Source organism: Amycolatopsis sp. lyj-84, assembly GCF_046549075.1.
Classification (GTDB): Bacteria; Actinomycetota; Actinomycetes; order Mycobacteriales; family Pseudonocardiaceae; genus Amycolatopsis.
In genome coordinates this window covers 270,589-286,467 of sequence record NZ_JAJPWO010000004.1, presented here as the reverse complement: position 1 = coordinate 286,467, position 15,879 = coordinate 270,589, and the positions used below count along the sequence as shown (strand labels likewise).

Annotated in this window: 19 protein-coding genes; 11 read left to right on the top strand and 8 right to left on the bottom strand. The window is 67.3% G+C overall.

Annotated features, from left to right (window positions below; all coding sequences use genetic code 11):
* Positions 1 to 264: 264 nt before the first annotated feature.
* The gene (locus tag ACLJRM_RS15555) at positions 265 to 1,119 is read right to left on the bottom strand and encodes a DUF4394 domain-containing protein (RefSeq protein WP_410663346.1); all 855 of its coding nucleotides are present in this window, start codon (positions 1,117 to 1,119) and stop codon (positions 265 to 267) included.
* Between the two features lie 145 nt (positions 1,120 to 1,264).
* Between ACLJRM_RS15555 and ACLJRM_RS15550 the strand changes: the two genes are divergently transcribed.
* Positions 1,265 to 1,795: a sigma-70 family RNA polymerase sigma factor gene (locus ACLJRM_RS15550; RefSeq protein WP_101609105.1), complete on the top strand. Its 531-nt coding sequence runs from the start codon at positions 1,265 to 1,267 to the stop codon at positions 1,793 to 1,795.
* Positions 1,792 to 2,451, top strand: coding sequence for an anti-sigma factor family protein (locus tag ACLJRM_RS15545; protein WP_410663345.1), 660 nt, complete (start codon positions 1,792 to 1,794; stop codon positions 2,449 to 2,451). The genes ACLJRM_RS15550 and ACLJRM_RS15545 overlap by 4 nt, the downstream gene beginning before the upstream one ends.
* Before the next feature lie 11 nt (positions 2,452 to 2,462).
* Here ACLJRM_RS15545 and ACLJRM_RS15540 read toward each other — a convergent pair whose 3' ends face one another.
* The 3 genes from ACLJRM_RS15540 to ACLJRM_RS15530 all read right to left on the bottom strand — a co-directional run bounded on the left by ACLJRM_RS15540 (position 2,463) and on the right by ACLJRM_RS15530 (position 4,903).
* Positions 2,463 to 2,714 carry a hypothetical protein gene (locus ACLJRM_RS15540; RefSeq protein WP_101609104.1) on the bottom strand — a complete coding sequence of 84 codons (252 nt, stop codon included), beginning with the start codon at positions 2,712 to 2,714 and terminating at the stop codon, positions 2,463 to 2,465.
* Between the two features lie 95 nt (positions 2,715 to 2,809).
* A complete protein-coding gene (trxA, locus tag ACLJRM_RS15535) occupies positions 2,810 to 3,130 on the bottom strand; it encodes a thioredoxin (protein WP_410663344.1) in 321 nt (106 codons plus the stop codon).
* 21 nt (positions 3,131 to 3,151) lie between these two features.
* Positions 3,152 to 4,903, bottom strand: coding sequence for a cytochrome c biogenesis protein DipZ (locus ACLJRM_RS15530; RefSeq protein WP_410663343.1), 1,752 nt, complete (start codon positions 4,901 to 4,903; stop codon positions 3,152 to 3,154).
* Between the two features lie 261 nt (positions 4,904 to 5,164).
* On the opposite strand from ACLJRM_RS15530, the gene ACLJRM_RS15525 reads away from it, so the two are divergent.
* The 8 genes from ACLJRM_RS15525 (at position 5,165) to ACLJRM_RS15490 (ending at position 11,386) form a co-directional block, all read left to right on the top strand.
* Positions 5,165 to 5,827 carry a fasciclin domain-containing protein gene (locus ACLJRM_RS15525; RefSeq protein ID WP_101609101.1) on the top strand — a complete coding sequence of 221 codons (663 nt, stop codon included), beginning with the start codon at positions 5,165 to 5,167 and terminating at the stop codon, positions 5,825 to 5,827.
* Positions 5,828 to 5,924: 97 nt separating this feature from the next.
* Complete coding sequence (locus ACLJRM_RS15520) at positions 5,925 to 6,461, top strand: fasciclin domain-containing protein (RefSeq protein ID WP_410663342.1); 537 nt, start codon at positions 5,925 to 5,927, stop codon at positions 6,459 to 6,461.
* A gap of 217 nt (positions 6,462 to 6,678) precedes the next feature.
* Entirely contained in the window at positions 6,679 to 7,470 is a 792-nt protein-coding gene (locus ACLJRM_RS15515) for an alpha/beta hydrolase (RefSeq protein WP_410663341.1), read from the top strand.
* Between the two features lie 88 nt (positions 7,471 to 7,558).
* The gene (locus tag ACLJRM_RS15510) at positions 7,559 to 8,350 is read left to right on the top strand and encodes a hypothetical protein (RefSeq protein ID WP_410663340.1); all 792 of its coding nucleotides are present in this window, start codon (positions 7,559 to 7,561) and stop codon (positions 8,348 to 8,350) included.
* A 71-nt stretch (positions 8,351 to 8,421) separates the two neighbouring features.
* A complete protein-coding gene (locus ACLJRM_RS15505; RefSeq protein WP_101609099.1) occupies positions 8,422 to 9,105 on the top strand; it encodes a FadR/GntR family transcriptional regulator in 684 nt (227 codons plus the stop codon).
* Positions 9,102 to 10,343 carry a CynX/NimT family MFS transporter gene (locus ACLJRM_RS15500; protein ID WP_410663339.1) on the top strand — a complete coding sequence of 414 codons (1,242 nt, stop codon included), beginning with the start codon at positions 9,102 to 9,104 and terminating at the stop codon, positions 10,341 to 10,343. Before ACLJRM_RS15505 ends, ACLJRM_RS15500 begins: the two co-directional genes overlap by 4 nt.
* Complete coding sequence (locus ACLJRM_RS15495) at positions 10,343 to 10,531, top strand: hypothetical protein (RefSeq protein ID WP_410663338.1); 189 nt, start codon at positions 10,343 to 10,345, stop codon at positions 10,529 to 10,531. Before ACLJRM_RS15500 ends, ACLJRM_RS15495 begins: the two co-directional genes overlap by 1 nt.
* Before the next feature lie 27 nt (positions 10,532 to 10,558).
* The gene (locus ACLJRM_RS15490; protein ID WP_410663337.1) at positions 10,559 to 11,386 is read left to right on the top strand and encodes an SMI1/KNR4 family protein; all 828 of its coding nucleotides are present in this window, start codon (positions 10,559 to 10,561) and stop codon (positions 11,384 to 11,386) included.
* A 76-nt stretch (positions 11,387 to 11,462) separates the two neighbouring features.
* On the opposite strand, the gene ACLJRM_RS15485 is transcribed toward ACLJRM_RS15490, so the two are convergent.
* Positions 11,463 to 12,098, bottom strand: a complete 636-nt coding sequence (locus ACLJRM_RS15485; RefSeq protein ID WP_410599470.1) for a hypothetical protein — start codon at positions 12,096 to 12,098, stop codon at positions 11,463 to 11,465.
* A gap of 162 nt (positions 12,099 to 12,260) precedes the next feature.
* Between ACLJRM_RS15485 and ACLJRM_RS15480 the strand changes: the two genes are divergently transcribed.
* The gene (locus ACLJRM_RS15480; protein ID WP_410663336.1) at positions 12,261 to 12,875 is read left to right on the top strand and encodes an SMI1/KNR4 family protein; all 615 of its coding nucleotides are present in this window, start codon (positions 12,261 to 12,263) and stop codon (positions 12,873 to 12,875) included.
* Positions 12,876 to 12,922: 47 nt separating this feature from the next.
* Here ACLJRM_RS15480 and ACLJRM_RS15475 read toward each other — a convergent pair whose 3' ends face one another.
* The 3 genes from ACLJRM_RS15475 to ACLJRM_RS15465 all read right to left on the bottom strand — a co-directional run bounded on the left by ACLJRM_RS15475 (position 12,923) and on the right by ACLJRM_RS15465 (position 15,686).
* Positions 12,923 to 13,573, bottom strand: coding sequence for a hypothetical protein (locus ACLJRM_RS15475; protein ID WP_410663335.1), 651 nt, complete (start codon positions 13,571 to 13,573; stop codon positions 12,923 to 12,925).
* A 163-nt stretch (positions 13,574 to 13,736) separates the two neighbouring features.
* Positions 13,737 to 15,140, bottom strand: coding sequence for an amidohydrolase family protein (locus tag ACLJRM_RS15470; RefSeq protein ID WP_410663334.1), 1,404 nt, complete (start codon positions 15,138 to 15,140; stop codon positions 13,737 to 13,739).
* 87 nt (positions 15,141 to 15,227) lie between these two features.
* Positions 15,228 to 15,686, bottom strand: coding sequence for a hypothetical protein (locus tag ACLJRM_RS15465; RefSeq protein ID WP_410663333.1), 459 nt, complete (start codon positions 15,684 to 15,686; stop codon positions 15,228 to 15,230).
* Between the last annotated feature and the right edge of the window lie 193 nt (positions 15,687 to 15,879).

The following is a 15,879-nucleotide window of genomic DNA, read 5'->3' as shown; positions in this document are numbered from 1 at the left end:
GCAGGAGATCTGCGGCTCATGTCAATGATTCGTTTGTTTCTTTGATGGTGGGGAAAAACGGTCGAAATCATCGATGAAAAAGGCGCGTCGAAATGGCCCCCACCCGATCGGTGTCGACGGGTGAGGGCCCGTACCGCCCGGCCGCCCGGTGGGCGCCCTGGTACGGCCATTTCGCGTTCGGCGTCCACGCGGCTTGGTCGAATCACTGAATCGGCGGAATTTCGGCCGAACGGCGACGAAACGAGGCCGCATACGCTAAGAGGTTCAGCTCACCAGGGCGAGGCCGACCGGGTACGTCAGCAGCGGCGAGACGACGCGTGCCCGTCCGGACGCCAGGTCGATACGGACGAGGAGCGGTACACCGTGGACTCGGACGGCCGCGACGGCCTTGTAGTCGCGCGGGTCGTACGCGCCTGCCTTCGCCGTCCCGGCGATGTCGAAGCCGTTCACGGACCCGATGTTCAGCCCGAGCTTCCCGATCGCGGTGAGCTGGCCGGTGTTGGGGGAGACGACGGGCGTTTCGCCGGGAAGGCTGCCTTGTTTGACCAAGGTGTCCTGCCCGGAGTCGAGGCCGTACAGCGCGGTCGACGTCGCTCCGGCGACGCTGTTCGTGTATCCGGACGCGGCCACGCGAGGAGCCTGCGGACGGCCCGGGTAGGTCAACGGTGTGTCGGTGCCGGCGATGGCACCGGTGTCGGGGTGCAGCCGGAGGTTGAGCCCGGTGTCGGTGACGACCCTGATCCGATCGACCGTGGGGTTGAAGTCGAAGCCGATCGCCTTGCCCGTCAGGGCGGTCGGCGAACCGACCGCCGTGGCTTTGGCGGTCTTGGCTTCGAGGCGGTACAGCCGGCCCGAGGCGGCCAGCGAGTAAAGCGCGCCGGTGGCGGGCCGGGTGTCCAGGCCGATCAGACGGTCGCCCTTGGCCAGACCCGTGATCTTCTTGGCCGAGGTGGGCAGCAGCGGGCGTTCGCACTGATGTCTGCTCAAGGTCCCTTTCTCGCTCAAGATGACGACGCCGCAGCCGTCGTTCCCGGAAGGTGAGGCGGAAGCCACGGTGCCGCCCGCCGTGAGGGTGAGTGCCACGCCGCCGATCACCAGTGCGCGGAGGATGGTGCGCATGGTCGCTCCTGTTCGTCGGGAGAAGGTTTACGGCCAGTGCGTACGGCGTCGCTGCCGTCGGCGTTCATCCCTTTTGAGAAAATTCCGCGATCGGCTGAACGTGGCCCGTGTCTGCTCCGAACACAGGGGGTAGGAGGGACACGGCATGGGTGGATCGGCCAGTGGCGGCCTCGGCCTGACCGAGGAACACGCGCTTCGTGCGGTGTACAACGCGCACGGACCGGAGCTGTACCGGTTCGCGATGCGGCAGCTGAACGACGACGGTGCGGCCCAGGACGTGGTGCAGGAGGTGTTCCTGAGGGCGTGGCGGGCGGCGGAAAGGTTCGATCCCGAGGTCGCGAGCCTGCGGGTCTGGCTGTTCGCGATCGCGAGGAACGTGATCGTCGACGAGATGCGCCGCCGGTCGGTCCGGCCGGCGACGCGGCTCGCGCTGGCCGAGGAACCCGCGGAGCCGGGCTTCGACGAAAGGCGGGTCAACGCCTGGCTGGTGGAGGAGGCGTTGCGGCGGATCAGCCCGGAACACCGGGTGTGCCTGGTCGAGACTCACCTGAGGGGCAGGCCGTACGCAGAGGTCGCCGCGGAATTGGGGATCCCGGTCGGCACACTGCGCACCAGGCTCTTCTACGGTTTGCGGGCGCTGCGCGTCGCGATGGAGGAAATGGGGGTCGAGCTGTGAAACCCGGCGATCACCGTACTTTGCGGGAAACCTTGGGCGCCTATGCGCTCGACCAGCTCGACGAGCACGAACGCCTCAGGATCGACGCCCATCTGTCCGGGTGTGCGGACTGCCGTTCGGAGCTGCGGGAACTGAGCCCGGTCGTGCGCGCGTTGAGCCTGGCCGAAGCGGCGCAGGTCAGCGAGCACGAAGAGCCGGCCGTCCCGCCCAATCTCGGCGACGCGGTCGTCCGCCGCGTCAGCGCGGGACAACGGCGGCGCCGGTGGCAGCCACCACGCTGGGCCGTGGCCGCGGCGATCGCCTTGCTCTGCGGCGCCGGTATCGGGTGGGCCGTTCATCCCGACGCTCCGGCGCCGGGACCGTTCGAAGCGGTACAGGTGGCGACGTCGACACCGGCGATCCACGCCTCCGCCGGGTTGGTTCCGCACACCTGGGGCGTCGAGATCAAGCTGACCGCGACCGGCTTCGAGGCGGGTACGAGCTATCGGGTGGTGATCGTGGACGACACCGGAGTTCACACCGCCGCCGGTGAGTTCATCGGCACCGGCGCCGCCGAAATGCGGTGCAATCTCAACAGTTCCGTGCTGCGCGCCGACGCGGGCGGATTCCGCGTGCTCGGCCCGGGCGGCCAAGTGGTCCTCGAATCCGACTTCTGAGGCGCCACGCGCTAAACGGGGATACGGCCCAGTGCGTTCGTTTCCCGGATCGAGCGGTTGCGGCGGCGCCGTGTCCTCGCGCCGAGCACACCCAGGACGACCAGGATCAGCGCGAGATGCAAGGCGACTCCCAGCATGACGTTGGCCAAGAGCCGCCCGATCAGGCCGGCCACCGACGTCACCGCTATCAACGCGACCAGCAAAGGCCAGCGGTACAACGGATACGGCCACGCGTCACGCAGCAACGTTCTCATCTCGGCCATCCCCGCTCCCGAAGACCATGGAACCATTACACCAGACCTGCGACACCCCTGTCGCCCGACGCCGGCGCCGGGCGACAGGGGTGTCGCGCGTCCGGTCAGAGCCAGGATTCGAGCTTGCCGAGGATCTTCGCCTTCGAGGCGGCGCCGTTGATGGTGGTGGCGGGTTTGCCGTCGACGAACAGGATCATGGTCGGTATCGACAGGATGCCGTAGTCGCCGGCGATCTCCGGGTTGTCGTCGATGTCGACCTTGACGACGGTGAGCTTGTCGCCGTGTTCCTCCGAGATTTCGGCGAGCACCGGCGCGAGGGCTTTGCAGGGGCCGCACCAGGGCGCCCAGAAGTCGACGAGAACGGGCTTGTCCTGGTCGAGTACGTCGGCGGGAAAGGTGTTCGTGGTGACGGATTCCATGCTCATGGGTTTCTCTTTCTCGTGTGCTCAGCCGAAGGTGAAGGAGAAGGCCTGCACGCCCGGGCCGACGGTGACGTCGATGGCGCCCGCTTCGATGTCCTGTGTGGACAGAAGCCGGTAGGAGTCGGGTGTGCCGTTCACTTGGACGGTCTTGGTCTGTCCCTTGGCGGTGTAGGTGACGGTGCCGTTGCCCGCCAGGACCATCCTGACCTCTTTGGCGCGGTAGTTGAGTTTGATCTCCCCGCCGGCGCCGGTGGGGGTGATGTTCTGGCTGGTGAGGGTCCAGTCACCCTGGAGGACGAAGGTGTCCGGCGGCTGGGTGGCGGGGTAGGCGAAGGTCTTCACGCCCGCGGTGTAGTCCTCGGTCCCGGCGAAGTTGACGCGTTTCGTGGAGCCGAGGTAGGTCTCACGGGTGATCGCGGCGGTGTCCGGGGTGTCGTCGGCGGTGTCCGTGGCGGCGGGGAGTCGCACGTCCGGGTTGGCCTTGGTGAGGAGTTCGCGGATGAGTTTCTCGGTGGTCTGGTAGTCGCCTTCACCGAATTTGATGTGCCGTACGGTGCCTTCGGCGTCGATCAGGTAGTGCGCGGGCCAGAACCGGTTGCGGTAGTTGGTCCAGGTCGACAGGGTGTTGTCGAGGGCGACCGGGTAGCCGATGCCGAACTTGTCCGCGGCCGACTTGACGTTGCCGGCTTCCTTTTCGAAGGCGTACTCGGGGGAGTGGACGCCGATCACCTGGAGTCCGGCGTCGCGGTAGGCCTTGTCCCAGGCGGTGACGTGCGGGATGGAGCGCTGGCAGTTGATGCAGGAGTAGGCCCAGAAATCGAGCAGGACCACCTTGCCCCGCGACTGCGCCAGGTCGACAGGTGCACCGCCGGGCGTGTTGAACCACTGCTGGATTCCCTTGATGTCCGGTGCTTTTCCGCAGCTCTCGAGTTCCTTCGCGCCGTCGGTGCAGAGGTCGAGGTCCTTGTTCTGGTCGTTCTCCAGCCCGCCGAGATTCAGTGCCTTCTTGACCTGCTCGGAGTTGTTGATGTCGTTCTGCAGACCGCTGGTGTAGTCGGGAATGGCCCGCTGGAGCAGCTGCGGCAGGTTGAACACGAGTCCGATGGCGAGGGCGATCATCACGATGCCGGCGGTGATCCGGATGCCGCGCTGGCGTTTGCGGAAGGCCTTGACGCGTTCGGCGACCCGGCGTCCGGCGAGAGCGAAGATCAGCAGCGGGAGGGCGGCGCCGATGGCGAAGGTCGAGGTGAGCACGACGGTCTCGAGGCCGATCTGCCCGGTCGATCCGGCGACGGTGATCGCGGCGAGGACCGGTCCGGCGCAGGGGACGTAGACGGCGCCGAGGCCGAGGCCGAGAGTGAAGCCGCCGCGGTTGGCGTCGGGGCGCCGTTGCGGGATCCAGCTGAACGGCTTTTCGAGCAGGTGCTCGAATTTCGGGACGATGAGACCGATGCCGATGAGTGCGAGCACGATCAGTCCGGCCCAGCGGAGAACGTCCTGCGGCAGCCCGAGGATCGAGAGCAGCAGCGAGCCGAACAAGGTCACCAGGGTGAAGCTGACCACGAGCCCCAGGATGATCAGGTAGGGACGTGAACGCGGCGGCTTGGTCTCGACCGGAGCGGTCGCGACGCCGCCGCCGTTCTGTTCCTTGTGGACGGTGGCGGTGGCGTTCTGCACGCCTCCGGACAGGAAGATGACCGGCAGGACGGGGAGGATGCACGGAGAAATGCCCGTGACCAATCCCCCGATGAGGCCGATCAACGCAAGTGTGAGCACGATTGCTCCCGGGCAGATCAAGTGGAGTGGGTGACAAGGAAGCATTCGTCCCTCGGGCCCTGGCGGATTGCCGTCCGTGGACCGCGAGTGGTGACGAAGCGTCCACGATCGTGTTCGCAAGGTAACGGAAAGATCTCGATGGCGAAGTCCGCCTATCCGGCCCGGCGCAGGTCTCGAATCCAGGGTGTTCGCCGCCTCGGAAGCGTCGAGGCGCATCCAGCCCTGTGGGCCGATTCCCTCAGCTAATAGGAGTTACCAGTCATGAAGCGCAGTACTCGCCGCGTCACCTTGGCAGCCGGTCTTGCCGCCTTCGCTCTTATGGGCGCGGCGTGCGGTAGCGACGCCGGATCGAACAACAACGCCGGCAGCACCCCGGCCCCGTCCTCCTCGGCCGCGGCCCCGTCGTCCAGCGCGATGGCCGACCCGGCCAAGGACCTGGTCGGCCCCGGCTGTTCGGGTTACGCGGAAAAGGTGCCCAATGGCCCCGGTTCCGTCGCGGGCATGTCGGCTGACCCGGTCGCCGTCGCCGCGAGCAACAACCCGCTGCTGAAGACCCTCGTGTCCGCCGTCTCCGGGAAGCTCAACCCCAAGGTGGACCTGGTCTCGACGCTCAACGGCAGTGAGTTCACCGTCTTCGCGCCGGTCGACGACGCGTTCGCGAAGATCGACGCCGCCACCATCGAAAAGCTCAAGACCGACGACGCGCTCCTCAAGAAGATCCTGACCTACCACGTCGTCCCCGGCCAGATCGCGCCCGACAAGATCGTCGGCGACCAGACCTCCGTCGAGAAGGGTGTCGTCAAGGTCTCGGGCACCAAGGACGCGCTGAAGGTCAACGACGCCAACGTGATCTGCGGTGGAGTCCACACCGCGAACGCGACCGTGTACCTCATCGACTCGGTCCTGATGCCCCCGGCCGCGTAAGCAACGGTCCACATCGGACATCAGGACGAGGGTGTCCTTCTCCGAGCCTCCCCGGAGAAGGACACCCTTCCGCCAGTGGAACCACGGGAGCCTGACTGTGACCAAGGTTCGTGTCGCCGGGGCCGGGCTTCTGGCCGCCGCCACGGCGATTCTCGCGGCTTGCGGTACTGCCTCGGATGCCGCAGGTCCTCCGAACAGAACGACGATTCCGTCCGTGCCGGTTCTGGCGGGCGCCGCGGGACTCACCGGATCACCGGACGGCTCGACGACGAAAGCGGACGTCTTCGGCCCGGCGTGTTCGCCGATGCCGTCCCGATTTCTTGCCGCGGCCGAGACAGCGGGCCTGCTCGGTACCGCGGTCACGGTCTTCGCTCCCGCCGACGCGGCTCTCGGCGGCGCCGATCCGGAGCCGATCCTGCGCCACCACGTCATCGGTAAGCGGTTCGACGCCAAGGGGCTCGCGGTCGCCGGGTCGGTGTCGAGTCTCGACGGCGCCGGTGGCCCGGTGAAGATCGAGGGTTTCGGCGAGAACATGACGATCGACGGCGCGAAGATCCTGTGCGGCAACGTTCCGGCCGGGAACGCGACCATCTTCGTGATCGACAGGGTCCTGAAACCGAAAACCGCGACCTGAGCTTCGCGTCCTCTTATCTTGCGTCGGGGAGCAGGTGGCCCAGACGCGAGGGAACGCTGATTCGGCAGCGTTCCGCCGGTCGTCGCCGTCGCCGGTTCACTCCATGGCCACGGCGGCGGCCGGCACCCGTCCGGCGGCGGAGCGGATCCGAACCAACGGTATGAGGTTCCGGGATCGGCTCACGGCGACGGTTATGCACGCGTCGGCGCGATGGACCGTGCGGTACGGAGAAACGTTGCGGTTCGCCGGGAACGAGCTGCCCTCGCCGAAGGCCGTGTGGATTCCGACCCGGCATGGAAGGGTCCGCGTCTACGTCTACCGGCCGCCGGACCCGTTCTCCGATGGCGCGTACGTGCACTTTCACGGCGGAGCCTGGCTGATGCGCCACCCGGCCATGGACGACTGGTGGTGCCGCTATGTCGCCGCGACGGCGGGGCTGACCGTGTACAACGTCGACTTCCGATGTGGCCCCTACGTCGCGTTCCCGGTGGCGCAGCACCAATGTTTCGACGCCGCCTCCTGGGTGGCCACCGGAGCACGGGTTGCGGTGGGAGGGTTTTCCTCCGGTGGCGGGCTCGCGGCGGCCGTCTGCCTGCAGGCCCGTGATGCCGGCGCCTGGCGGCCGGAACTCCAGATGCTCGGGGTGCCCGCACTGGATCTCGCGAGTGACCCGGACCCGGTCGCGGGCGGGATGATCTCGCCGGGCCTGCGCGATCTGGTCCGCCGGGTGTACTTCCCGGACCCGTCGACCCGGCGGCACCCCTACGCTTCACCCTTACTGGCCCCAGATCTGACGGATCTACCGCGCGCGGTCGTCCTCACCGGTGAGCACGACGCCTTGCGCGGAGACGGTGATCGGTACGCGGCCCGGCTGCGTGAAGCCCGAGTCGACGTCGTGTACGACCGGACGCCGGGAGTGGACCACTACTTTCTCACCGATGACCCCGTGCGGGCTCGCACGACCATGGCCTGGGTGGCGGAAGAGATCCGCCGGTCGGTGTCAGGATGACCGGCTCTGACCGGACGCGGGAAAACCCGGATGACCTTGTTCGGCCCGGCCAGTAATCTCCGGTGGACGGCAGAACAGGGGAGTGATCGTGTCCAGCCACTTCGAGGCGATCGGAATCGGTGTCACCGGCCAGGACGAGTTCGGGGAGAAGGTCGTCTCTCTGATCGGCGCGGGTACGGCCAGGCAAATCACCGCGAAGATCAGCGAACATGTGTGGACCGATCCCTCGGGCGCTCGCCTGGTCGCGCAGATCCGCAACCGCGAGATCGAGTTCCTTCTGCCGTGCCTGGCCGGCACGACACCCGCGGTACCGGTACGCGACGTTCGCCTCGTCGATGACGAGACCGCGATGCTCGAACTCCTCGACGGCGTCGACGGGGAGATGGTCTGCCCCGTCGCGGTGGAGCTCGAAGACCGAGCGGTCCTCGCCCACTCCGGCGGGCGGCTCGAGATCGGATCCCTGGTGCTGGCGGCTTTGGCCGAAGACGTCACCGTGCACGCCGACGCCGAGGCTTACTTCGCCTCGCAGGACGATGACGGGCCGAAGTTCGCCGCCGACTTCTTCATCCCTTCCGGGACTTTCTCGCTCGCGGAGCGCTCGCCCGACCAGACGCCCTCGGCGCACGCGCTGTTCGCCGGCGAGGTCATCGAGGTCGATACTCCGGTGAACACCTTTACCGGTAAGGCTTTTCATCGGATTCGGGTGCGCACCATCGCCAAGATCGAGCTCGACGTCGCCATCGCGACCACCGACCTCGAGCACCCGCCCGCGCGCGGCAACATCGTGACCGGGACCTTCTTCCTGACCGGAAGTTTGGGACTGGAGCCGACCGAATCCGCGGAAAACTCGTCGAAGCGACGGCGCTGGTTCCGGCGCTAGTCCCCACCGCAGGTCGAGCGCGACCTGCGTCACACTGACAAATGTCAGACATTCGGTGTTAGGGTCGCCTTATGAACGATCTTCGGACGCCGCGTCGCGTCGCGAGTCTGTCGGCACAGCTGGTGGACACCCTCCGTGAGCAGATCGCCTCGGGCGTATGGCCCGTGGGGACGCGGATTCCGCCCGAGCACGACCTGGTCAAGCAACTCGGCGTCGGGCGCACGACGGTGCGCGAAGCGCTCGGCGCACTGGTGCACATGGGGCTGCTGGAGGCTCGCAGAGGTGACGGGACGTATGTCCGGTCGGCGAGCGAGATGCACCTGGCGCTGATGCGAAGGGCCACCAGTTCGAGGCGGAGCGATGTGCTGGAACTCCGTGCGGTACTGGAGGAGTACGCCTCGGGCCTGGCCGCGTTGCGGCGCTCCGAAGACGACTTGACCCGCCTTCGAGACTTGCTCGACGAGGCCGAAACGGCCGCGGAGGCGGCCACCGGCGCGGAGGTCGACGCCCGCTTCCACCAGGCGGTGGTGACGGCCAGCGGGAACAGCCTGCTCACCGAGGTCTACGACGTCCTGAGCGTCGCGGTCACCGAGCAGATCGGCGCCATGACCTGGTCGACCACCACGGCCGCGGAGCACACCGTCCTGCACCGGCGTCTCGTCGACGCGATCGCCGCCCAGGACGAAGTCGGCGCCCGCTACTGCGCCACCGAGATCGTGAAGCTCACCGAGACCGGAACGGACCCACAGCAGTGACCGCCTCGAGTCCCCCCGACGTCGACCTCGCCCCTGCCAGGGGACAGGCCACCACGCCGGTCCTGTCGGCCGGCCTGCTGATCGCGATCCTCTTGGTGGCGGCCAACCTCCGCGTGACCTTGACCGGGGTGGGAACGCTGTTGCCCGCCATCGAGCGCGACACCGGGTTGACCGCGTCCGCGGGTGGTGTGCTGAACACGGTGCCGCTGCTCATGTTCGCGGCGACTTCGCCCTTCGTCGGCCGGGTTTCGCACCGGGTCGGCACCACCCGCCTCCTCGTGGTGGCCCTCGCCGCGCTCGTGGTGGGCACGGTGGTCCGGTCCCTGCCCTCGATCGCCTGCCTGTTCGCGGGAACGGTGATCCTCGCGGCGGCGATCGCGGTCGGCAACGTCCTGCTGCCCACGGTGATCCGCACCCATGTCCCCGGCCCGCGGGTGCACACCGTCAGCGCCCTCTACGTCACCGTCATGGGAGTGGTCGCCGCCGTGTCGTCCGGCGTTTCCGTCCCGCTCTCCGAGGTCCTGCCCGGAACCTGGCATTCGGCCCTGGCCTGGGGTGTGGTCATCGCGGTGGTCGCTCTCGTCGCATGGCTGCCCCGGCTACGCGAAGCCCGCCAGGACGGCGGCGCGCGGTCCCCTGGGACCCACGCCCGGACCCCGTGGAAATCCTGGCTGGCGTGGCAGGTGGCCTTCTTCATGGGCCTGCAATCCCTGGCCTTCTACACCGCCATCGCCTGGCTGCCCAGCATCCTCGGCCAGCAGGGGACGAGCACGGCGAGCGCGGGCTGGATGCTGTTCTACTACCAGGTCGTCGCACTGGTCGCGGGTTTGTCGCTGCCCCTGCTCACCCGGGGCCGCCACGATCAGCGCTTCATCGCCGCGGCCGCCGCCGTGATCGCCGCCGCGGGCTTCACGATCCTGCTTCTTCTGCCGTCTCTCGCCGTCGTGGCGTGCACTCTTCTCGGGTTGGGCAACGGAGCCTGCCTCGTGCTGGCACTGAGTTTTCAAAGTCAACGTGCCACTGGCCCCGGCGAGACCACCGCACTGGCCGGGATGGCCCAGTCGGTGGGTTACCTTGTCGCCGCGGCAGGGCCACTTCTCTTGGGTGTCCTCCACGACACGACCGGCAGCTGGACGGCCGCGCTCCTTCTCCTCGCCGGGTTGAGCCTGGTCATGGCCTGTGCCGGTTATGGTGCCGGGCGCGACCGGCACGTCCGCGTCAGCAGCCGGGAGTCCTGATGCCGAACGCTGTGTCGATCCCGCACCGGCCCCGGCTGGCACCGCGCGAAGGACGCGAGAGGCTCCGCTCGCTCGTCACGATGGTCGTGGAGGGCCTGGCCCTGATGGGCTACGCGATGACCGGATTCCCGCCGATACCGCCTCCGCCAGAGGGAGCCATCCCGCGGCAAAGGACGGGATCGGGCTGAGCGGCCCGATCCCCGTATCCTCTCGGCGTGGCGACACTTGATGATCTGGTCCTGTTGATCACGCCGCCGGAGAACCCGGTCGGTTTCGGCGGCGACTGGCAGGCGGTCGAGGTCGAGCTCGGGCTTGTTCTGCCGTCTGACTTCAAGGAACTGGCTGCTCGCTACGGGGAGGGAGATTTCGATGACATCTCCCTGCTGAGCCCTGATGATCTCCTCACGAGCGCGCGTGATCTCCTCCCGATGGCCGGGGGCTTTCGAGATGAGTTTCCGGAGGCGGTGCCGTTCCCGCTGTGGCCGGAACCGGGTGGCGTGCTGGAGTGGGCTCGTACCGGTAACGGCGACTCGTTGTGCTGGCTCACCGGCGGCGTGCCCGACGACTGGACGACCGTGGTCTGGAACCCGCGGGACAGCGCGGATCGCTACGAGTCGAGTGCGGTGGCGTTTCTCTGCGCCTACTTCGGCGGGGAGCTCGACGTGCCCTTGCTCGGATCACCGCCGCCGGCGCCGTGGTTCGACCCCCGCCGCGATCGATCCCACGTCCTTGTCAGGCTTCACGGTGGCGAGCTGCCGTATGAGCAGAGGCTCCGGATCTTGCGCGACGCTGTGAGACCCACCGCCGACCGAGGCGCGTTCGACGGAGGAGAAAGCGGCCGCCAGGATCATTTCAAGGCTGTCGGCCGAGACTGGTTGCTGACCTACGAAAACGCTTACGGGCACGGGATACGGGTCGCGTACCCGCCGGAAGACGACGAGGAGGCGCGCACCGTGATCTTGGACGCCGTCGACGCGATGGGCTGTCAGGTGCGGTCGATCACGACGTACAAGGGAGAACCCATCTGGTCACGGGGCGAGTGACACTTCGGCTGGGTATCGGCCCGACGAACGAAAAGCCCGCGCCTGGGAGCGGGCTTTTCGTTGTGGTCCCACGGAACTAGACGACCTCCAGCCCGATCACGTACCCGTCCGGGTCGAAAAAGTTGCGGTCCGGCGCATACGGGCTCGGGCCACCGTTCTGGCTCGCCCACGGCGTGAACTTCGCTTCTCCGTCACCCTCACCGGCGTCGCGCGCGAAGATCATGAAGCGGAAGTCGGTGAATCCCGCGCCCGGTGGCAGCGGCCGGGTCTCGAGGAACAACTGGTACTCGTCGGGATCGAAGGAGTTGGAGTCGGTGATCATTCCCTCGGTGTTCCCGCCGCCGTCGCTCGCCCAGGGGGTGTAGACGATGGCGCCGAGTTCCCTGCCGTTGTTGTCCCGTGCCCGGCCGCCGATGCGGAAGTCGATATCGCCCCTGAGCAGCCCGCCGCCGAACGCGGGGTTGAGGAAGATGCGGGCGCAGTCCGGATCGAACCTGGTGGTGTCACTGACCCACGGGGTGGCGCTTGTGCCGCCGAAGTTGGCGAATCTGGTGAACCCTGGGGTGCCGAACTCGGTGCGGCAGCCGCCATCGCTCAGCTGGAGACCCACCGAGAAGTTCGGTAGAGGCGCCGCGCTCGCCGATGGTGCCAGTGCCACCGCCGCCGCACCGGCTACGAGCAGTGCGGCGATCTTCCCTTTCATGGTACGCATAGCTTCTCCTTTGCGAGTCGAATCCGTAACACCACCGTTTCAAGAACCGGACGGCCCCCGCTATGTGGCCCAAGGTGAATCTCGGCCGGAGAAGCATGATCGAATTGTCACTTTCACGGTTTCGGCATATGCGCGGAGAGTGAATCAGGAGGAGGGGAATCTGTGACCGCACCGGTGAACGGGATATGGCAACAGATCATGAACTTGCTGCGGGAACACGCCCCCGCCACCGCCCGCGAGATCCGCCCGCCCGGACCGGCAGAGGATCTCCGCGATCTGCAACGCCTAGTCGGTCTCTCACTCCCGGCGGACCTCGTCGGCTGGTGGACGCTCATGGACGGTATCGCCGATCGATACGATCAACGCGCCGGGAACCTGGTGCCGAATGGGTTCGTGCCTCTCGCCGCACGGCGGGTTTACGAGGAGTACCAACGGATTTTGGAGTCCTCTGCCACAGACCCGACGTGCTGCGGCCCGGACCAGATACACCAGAACCAAGCGGGCGATGACGGAAGCCCGTTCTGCTCCGCGCTGGTCCCTTTTTGCCGTGATATCACGGGATCCACCCTCTGTGTGGACCTGCGCGCCGGAGCCGGCCACGGCATGATCATGATGATGGCGCCCGGAGACGGTTTCAGCGCGACCCACTGGGGGAGCGTGACCGAGATGCTCACCGAGATCGCCGAACGACTGGACGCCTACGCGCGCCAAGCCGAGCTTCCCTTCGGCGAGAAACACCCCACTGTCAACGGCGAGGGCATGCTCCAATGGCTTTAGATCCCGGTGAGTGCGAATTCCCTTGCGACCGGGCTTACGTGATCCGGTCATCCCGCACCGCCATCGAGTAGCCAGTGGTACCGCAGCCGTAGCGCCCGTTCCGTGCTGGCCAGCGCCGCGGTGGCCCCGATCGCGATGTTGAGCCACGTCGGAAGGTCCACGGGTGAAATGAAGGTCCCGATATGCGCGGCGATCGGCGCCGGCCGGGTCAGCTTCTCCAGCAGCTGCATGATCAGGACGGCCAAGGAGACGAGGAGCACGACCGAGGAGAAGAACCTGATCCCGCGGCTGAGCGAGGGATGGGCGTGGTCGAAATGGGCGCGGCGCCCTTCGGCCGAGGCACGATCCGGATGGAGCTGGCGCTCGGCTCCGCCGGCGGTGACGTAGTGACACCGCTTGAGCCCGAAGGCGCTCTTCTTCACTTCGATCGTGCCACCCTGGACGGGGAAGGCGGCCGGGAGCCGGGATCGGGCGTGATGTCTCCCGTCGAGGTACAGATCGGCGTTGGCGTAACCGGAGGAGTCGGTCCGTCCCTGCCGGACGTCGACGGCGTAAACGGTTTCCCCACCGTCGTCGGCCAGACGGAGGTAGAACAGTGCGCGGCCGACCTGCTGCCACCAGCGGAACCGAGGCAGCGCGTGCCCGTCGCCGGGTTTGACCCGCCGGGCGATCTGGCGGCTTCGCACCTTCTTGAACATGACTGGCCTCCCGAAAGACGATCCCGGCTTTTTGGCTCGGCGACGAGTCTGTCCATTCGGCATCGGCAGCACATCGGGCCAGCGGCCAAACCGCGTTAGACCGGGGTCGAGTGCGGTGGTGCGACCTTGGTCGGAGGAGCGCGGGTCCTGGGTGCCGTACCGATCAGGCGAAGATCGGCCCCACTTGCGGGTAGGCGCTGATCAGCTCGGTGCGGAGCGCGCTGAGCCTGGGAGGGGCCGCTTCGCCGGGACGTGCTTGGTAACCGGTGTCGAGCAGCATGGGTTTGCCCCATGCGAGCAGGCTCTCGAAGTCGTCAGCCGCGTCGTGGCCGACAAGCCGGTGTACCAGGTCGTGGTGTCCGTAGGCGATGTCGCCGCCGATCAGCACGAGCTGAACGTGGGACGGGTCGGCCGTCGCGACGTTTTCCCACGGGTCGTCGTGGTGTCGTTCGAACACGGCCAGGTCGGCCGGGCGGCCCGCGGCGATGGTGCCGAGCATGTCCTCGAGACCGGCGATCCGTGCGGCGTCGCGGGTGACCATGTCGACGAGTTTGCGGGCTCCTGGATCGTGCCCGGTTTGGGTGGCGAGGGATCGCCGGGCGACCTTCATTTCGGCGAGCAGGCTGCTCGATCCCGAGGGGAGCCAGTCGGCCCCCAGCCCTACCGGCATTCCCAGCCGCACGGCGTGCGCGGCCCGGGTGGTTTCGCCGTAGAGGCGCAGATTCGATTGCGGGGACCACACCAGCTTCGCGCCCGCGTCGTGCGCGTCGCCGAGTTGGGTCTCCGAGAGGGCGGTGCCATGGATGATGACGGTGGCGGGAGTGAGGCCGCCGAGTTCGACCAGAGTGTCGAACTCGGTCGCTGACCGCGAGTTGGACGGCTTGCCTTCGGCCAGATGGAGATAGAACGCCTTCACGGTGCCCGCAGAGATGCCTCGGAGGATGCTGGTGAGACTGTCCGCGCCTCGCGTGCCGGACGGCAGGTCGATCATCGCGCGGCCCACTTGCCCGCCGAAGATCCATTTGTCGACGTTGCGGACGAGGGCTTCGTCCTGATAGCGGGAGGCTTGCTGTCCGGCGCCTTGGATCGCGGTCACCCCGCCGACGAGTGCGCGGATCTCGGCGTACCGCAGCTGGGTCCACGGCGACAGTTTCTCCAGGAGCAGATTTTGTGGCCCACGCACCAGTTTCGCGTAGAGCTCGCTGTCCCGCCAGGCGTACCGGTTGACGTACGACTGCGGCGGTTCCCACGCGGCGAACACGTTGAACTCGGGATGGCCGTGCAGGTCGATCAACCCGGGAACGATCACGCCGCCGGTGTCGATCACTTCCACGGCCTCGGGCGCGACAGGCTCGACGGCCCGGACGACCCCGTCTTCGATCACCACGTAGCCGGGATCGATCGCCCTGTCCGGCGTCACCACACATCCGCCGAGCGCGATCGCCGCCGACGGCGCTCGCCGTAGTCTCAGTTCGCGACCTGGCCGCTCCTGCGCCACCGGATCCGGTGGCAGTTCCTCGGACACGGCTGCCGCGTAGGCGTGCTCGAACAGGTCCGGAGTACCCATGGCCACCTCGCACTCCACCCGTCACCCGGGCTGCGTCAGGTAGTCGCCGGGAACGAGCGCGCCGTTACGGACCTCGAGGCAGGCGAGTCACCTTCGCTGCAAGTCGTCTCGCATCGCTGACTGCACGGACTCCAAGGTGTGTTTGATCTGGCCGGCGTTGGCCTTCCATTCCGGGTCGGTGACGCCGTTGCCCGCCGCCACCACGTTGCGCAGGGCGCGGACGGTCCGGAAGCAGGCCAGCGCGGCCTTTGTCACAGCGGGCGGCGCGACCACTTCGAGATGGTGGCGCTGCTCGTAGCAGGACGCGAACACCTGACGGGCCGTCTCGTCGAGTTCCGCTTCGGTCAGGTCATTTTTCTTCGAAAGCGCCAGCAATTCGCTGCGAGACCTTGCCAATACGGAAAGAAAGGTCATGTACATGTCTCGTCGGATCTGCCGCCACTCGGCCGCCAATTCGTGCCGGTCCTTGCGTGCCTGCACTCCCAGTGAGGTTCCCATGGCGATGGCCGCCCCGACGAGCGTGGCGAGAAGCGTCGTCCACTGCATTTTTCACAGGTTACGACCGGGACCTGGCCCGGTTCAATTCCTGATCGCCCGGGATTGTTCACCGGAACGTGGGGGCCGCGACGTCGGTTTCTGGTGAATTCCGGCCGAAGCCGGGACAAGACCAAGCTGATCGTCCGCCCAGCACGAAAACCGGGTGTCCGCGTAGTAGAGCCTCGTCCGCCGACGGCCACGG

Excerpts from the sequence above, each read along its gene's own strand:
- ACLJRM_RS15555 (WP_410663346.1), bottom strand. The coding sequence starts at position 1,119 with ATGCGCACCATCCTCCGCGCACTGGTGATCGGCGGCGTGGCACTCACC.
- ACLJRM_RS15550 (WP_101609105.1), top strand. The coding sequence starts at position 1,265 with ATGGGTGGATCGGCCAGTGGCGGCCTCGGCCTGACCGAGGAACACGCG.
- ACLJRM_RS15540 (WP_101609104.1), bottom strand. The coding sequence starts at position 2,714 with ATGGCCGAGATGAGAACGTTGCTGCGTGACGCGTGGCCGTATCCGTTG.
- trxA (WP_410663344.1), bottom strand. The coding sequence starts at position 3,130 with ATGAGCATGGAATCCGTCACCACGAACACCTTTCCCGCCGACGTACTC.
- ACLJRM_RS15525 (WP_101609101.1), top strand. The coding sequence starts at position 5,165 with ATGAAGCGCAGTACTCGCCGCGTCACCTTGGCAGCCGGTCTTGCCGCC.
- ACLJRM_RS15505 (WP_101609099.1), top strand. The coding sequence starts at position 8,422 with ATGAACGATCTTCGGACGCCGCGTCGCGTCGCGAGTCTGTCGGCACAG.
- ACLJRM_RS15495 (WP_410663338.1), top strand. The coding sequence starts at position 10,343 with ATGCCGAACGCTGTGTCGATCCCGCACCGGCCCCGGCTGGCACCGCGC.
- ACLJRM_RS15485 (WP_410599470.1), bottom strand. The coding sequence starts at position 12,098 with ATGCGTACCATGAAAGGGAAGATCGCCGCACTGCTCGTAGCCGGTGCG.
- ACLJRM_RS15475 (WP_410663335.1), bottom strand. The coding sequence starts at position 13,573 with ATGTTCAAGAAGGTGCGAAGCCGCCAGATCGCCCGGCGGGTCAAACCC.
- ACLJRM_RS15470 (WP_410663334.1), bottom strand. The coding sequence starts at position 15,140 with ATGGGTACTCCGGACCTGTTCGAGCACGCCTACGCGGCAGCCGTGTCC.
- ACLJRM_RS15465 (WP_410663333.1), bottom strand. The coding sequence starts at position 15,686 with ATGCAGTGGACGACGCTTCTCGCCACGCTCGTCGGGGCGGCCATCGCC.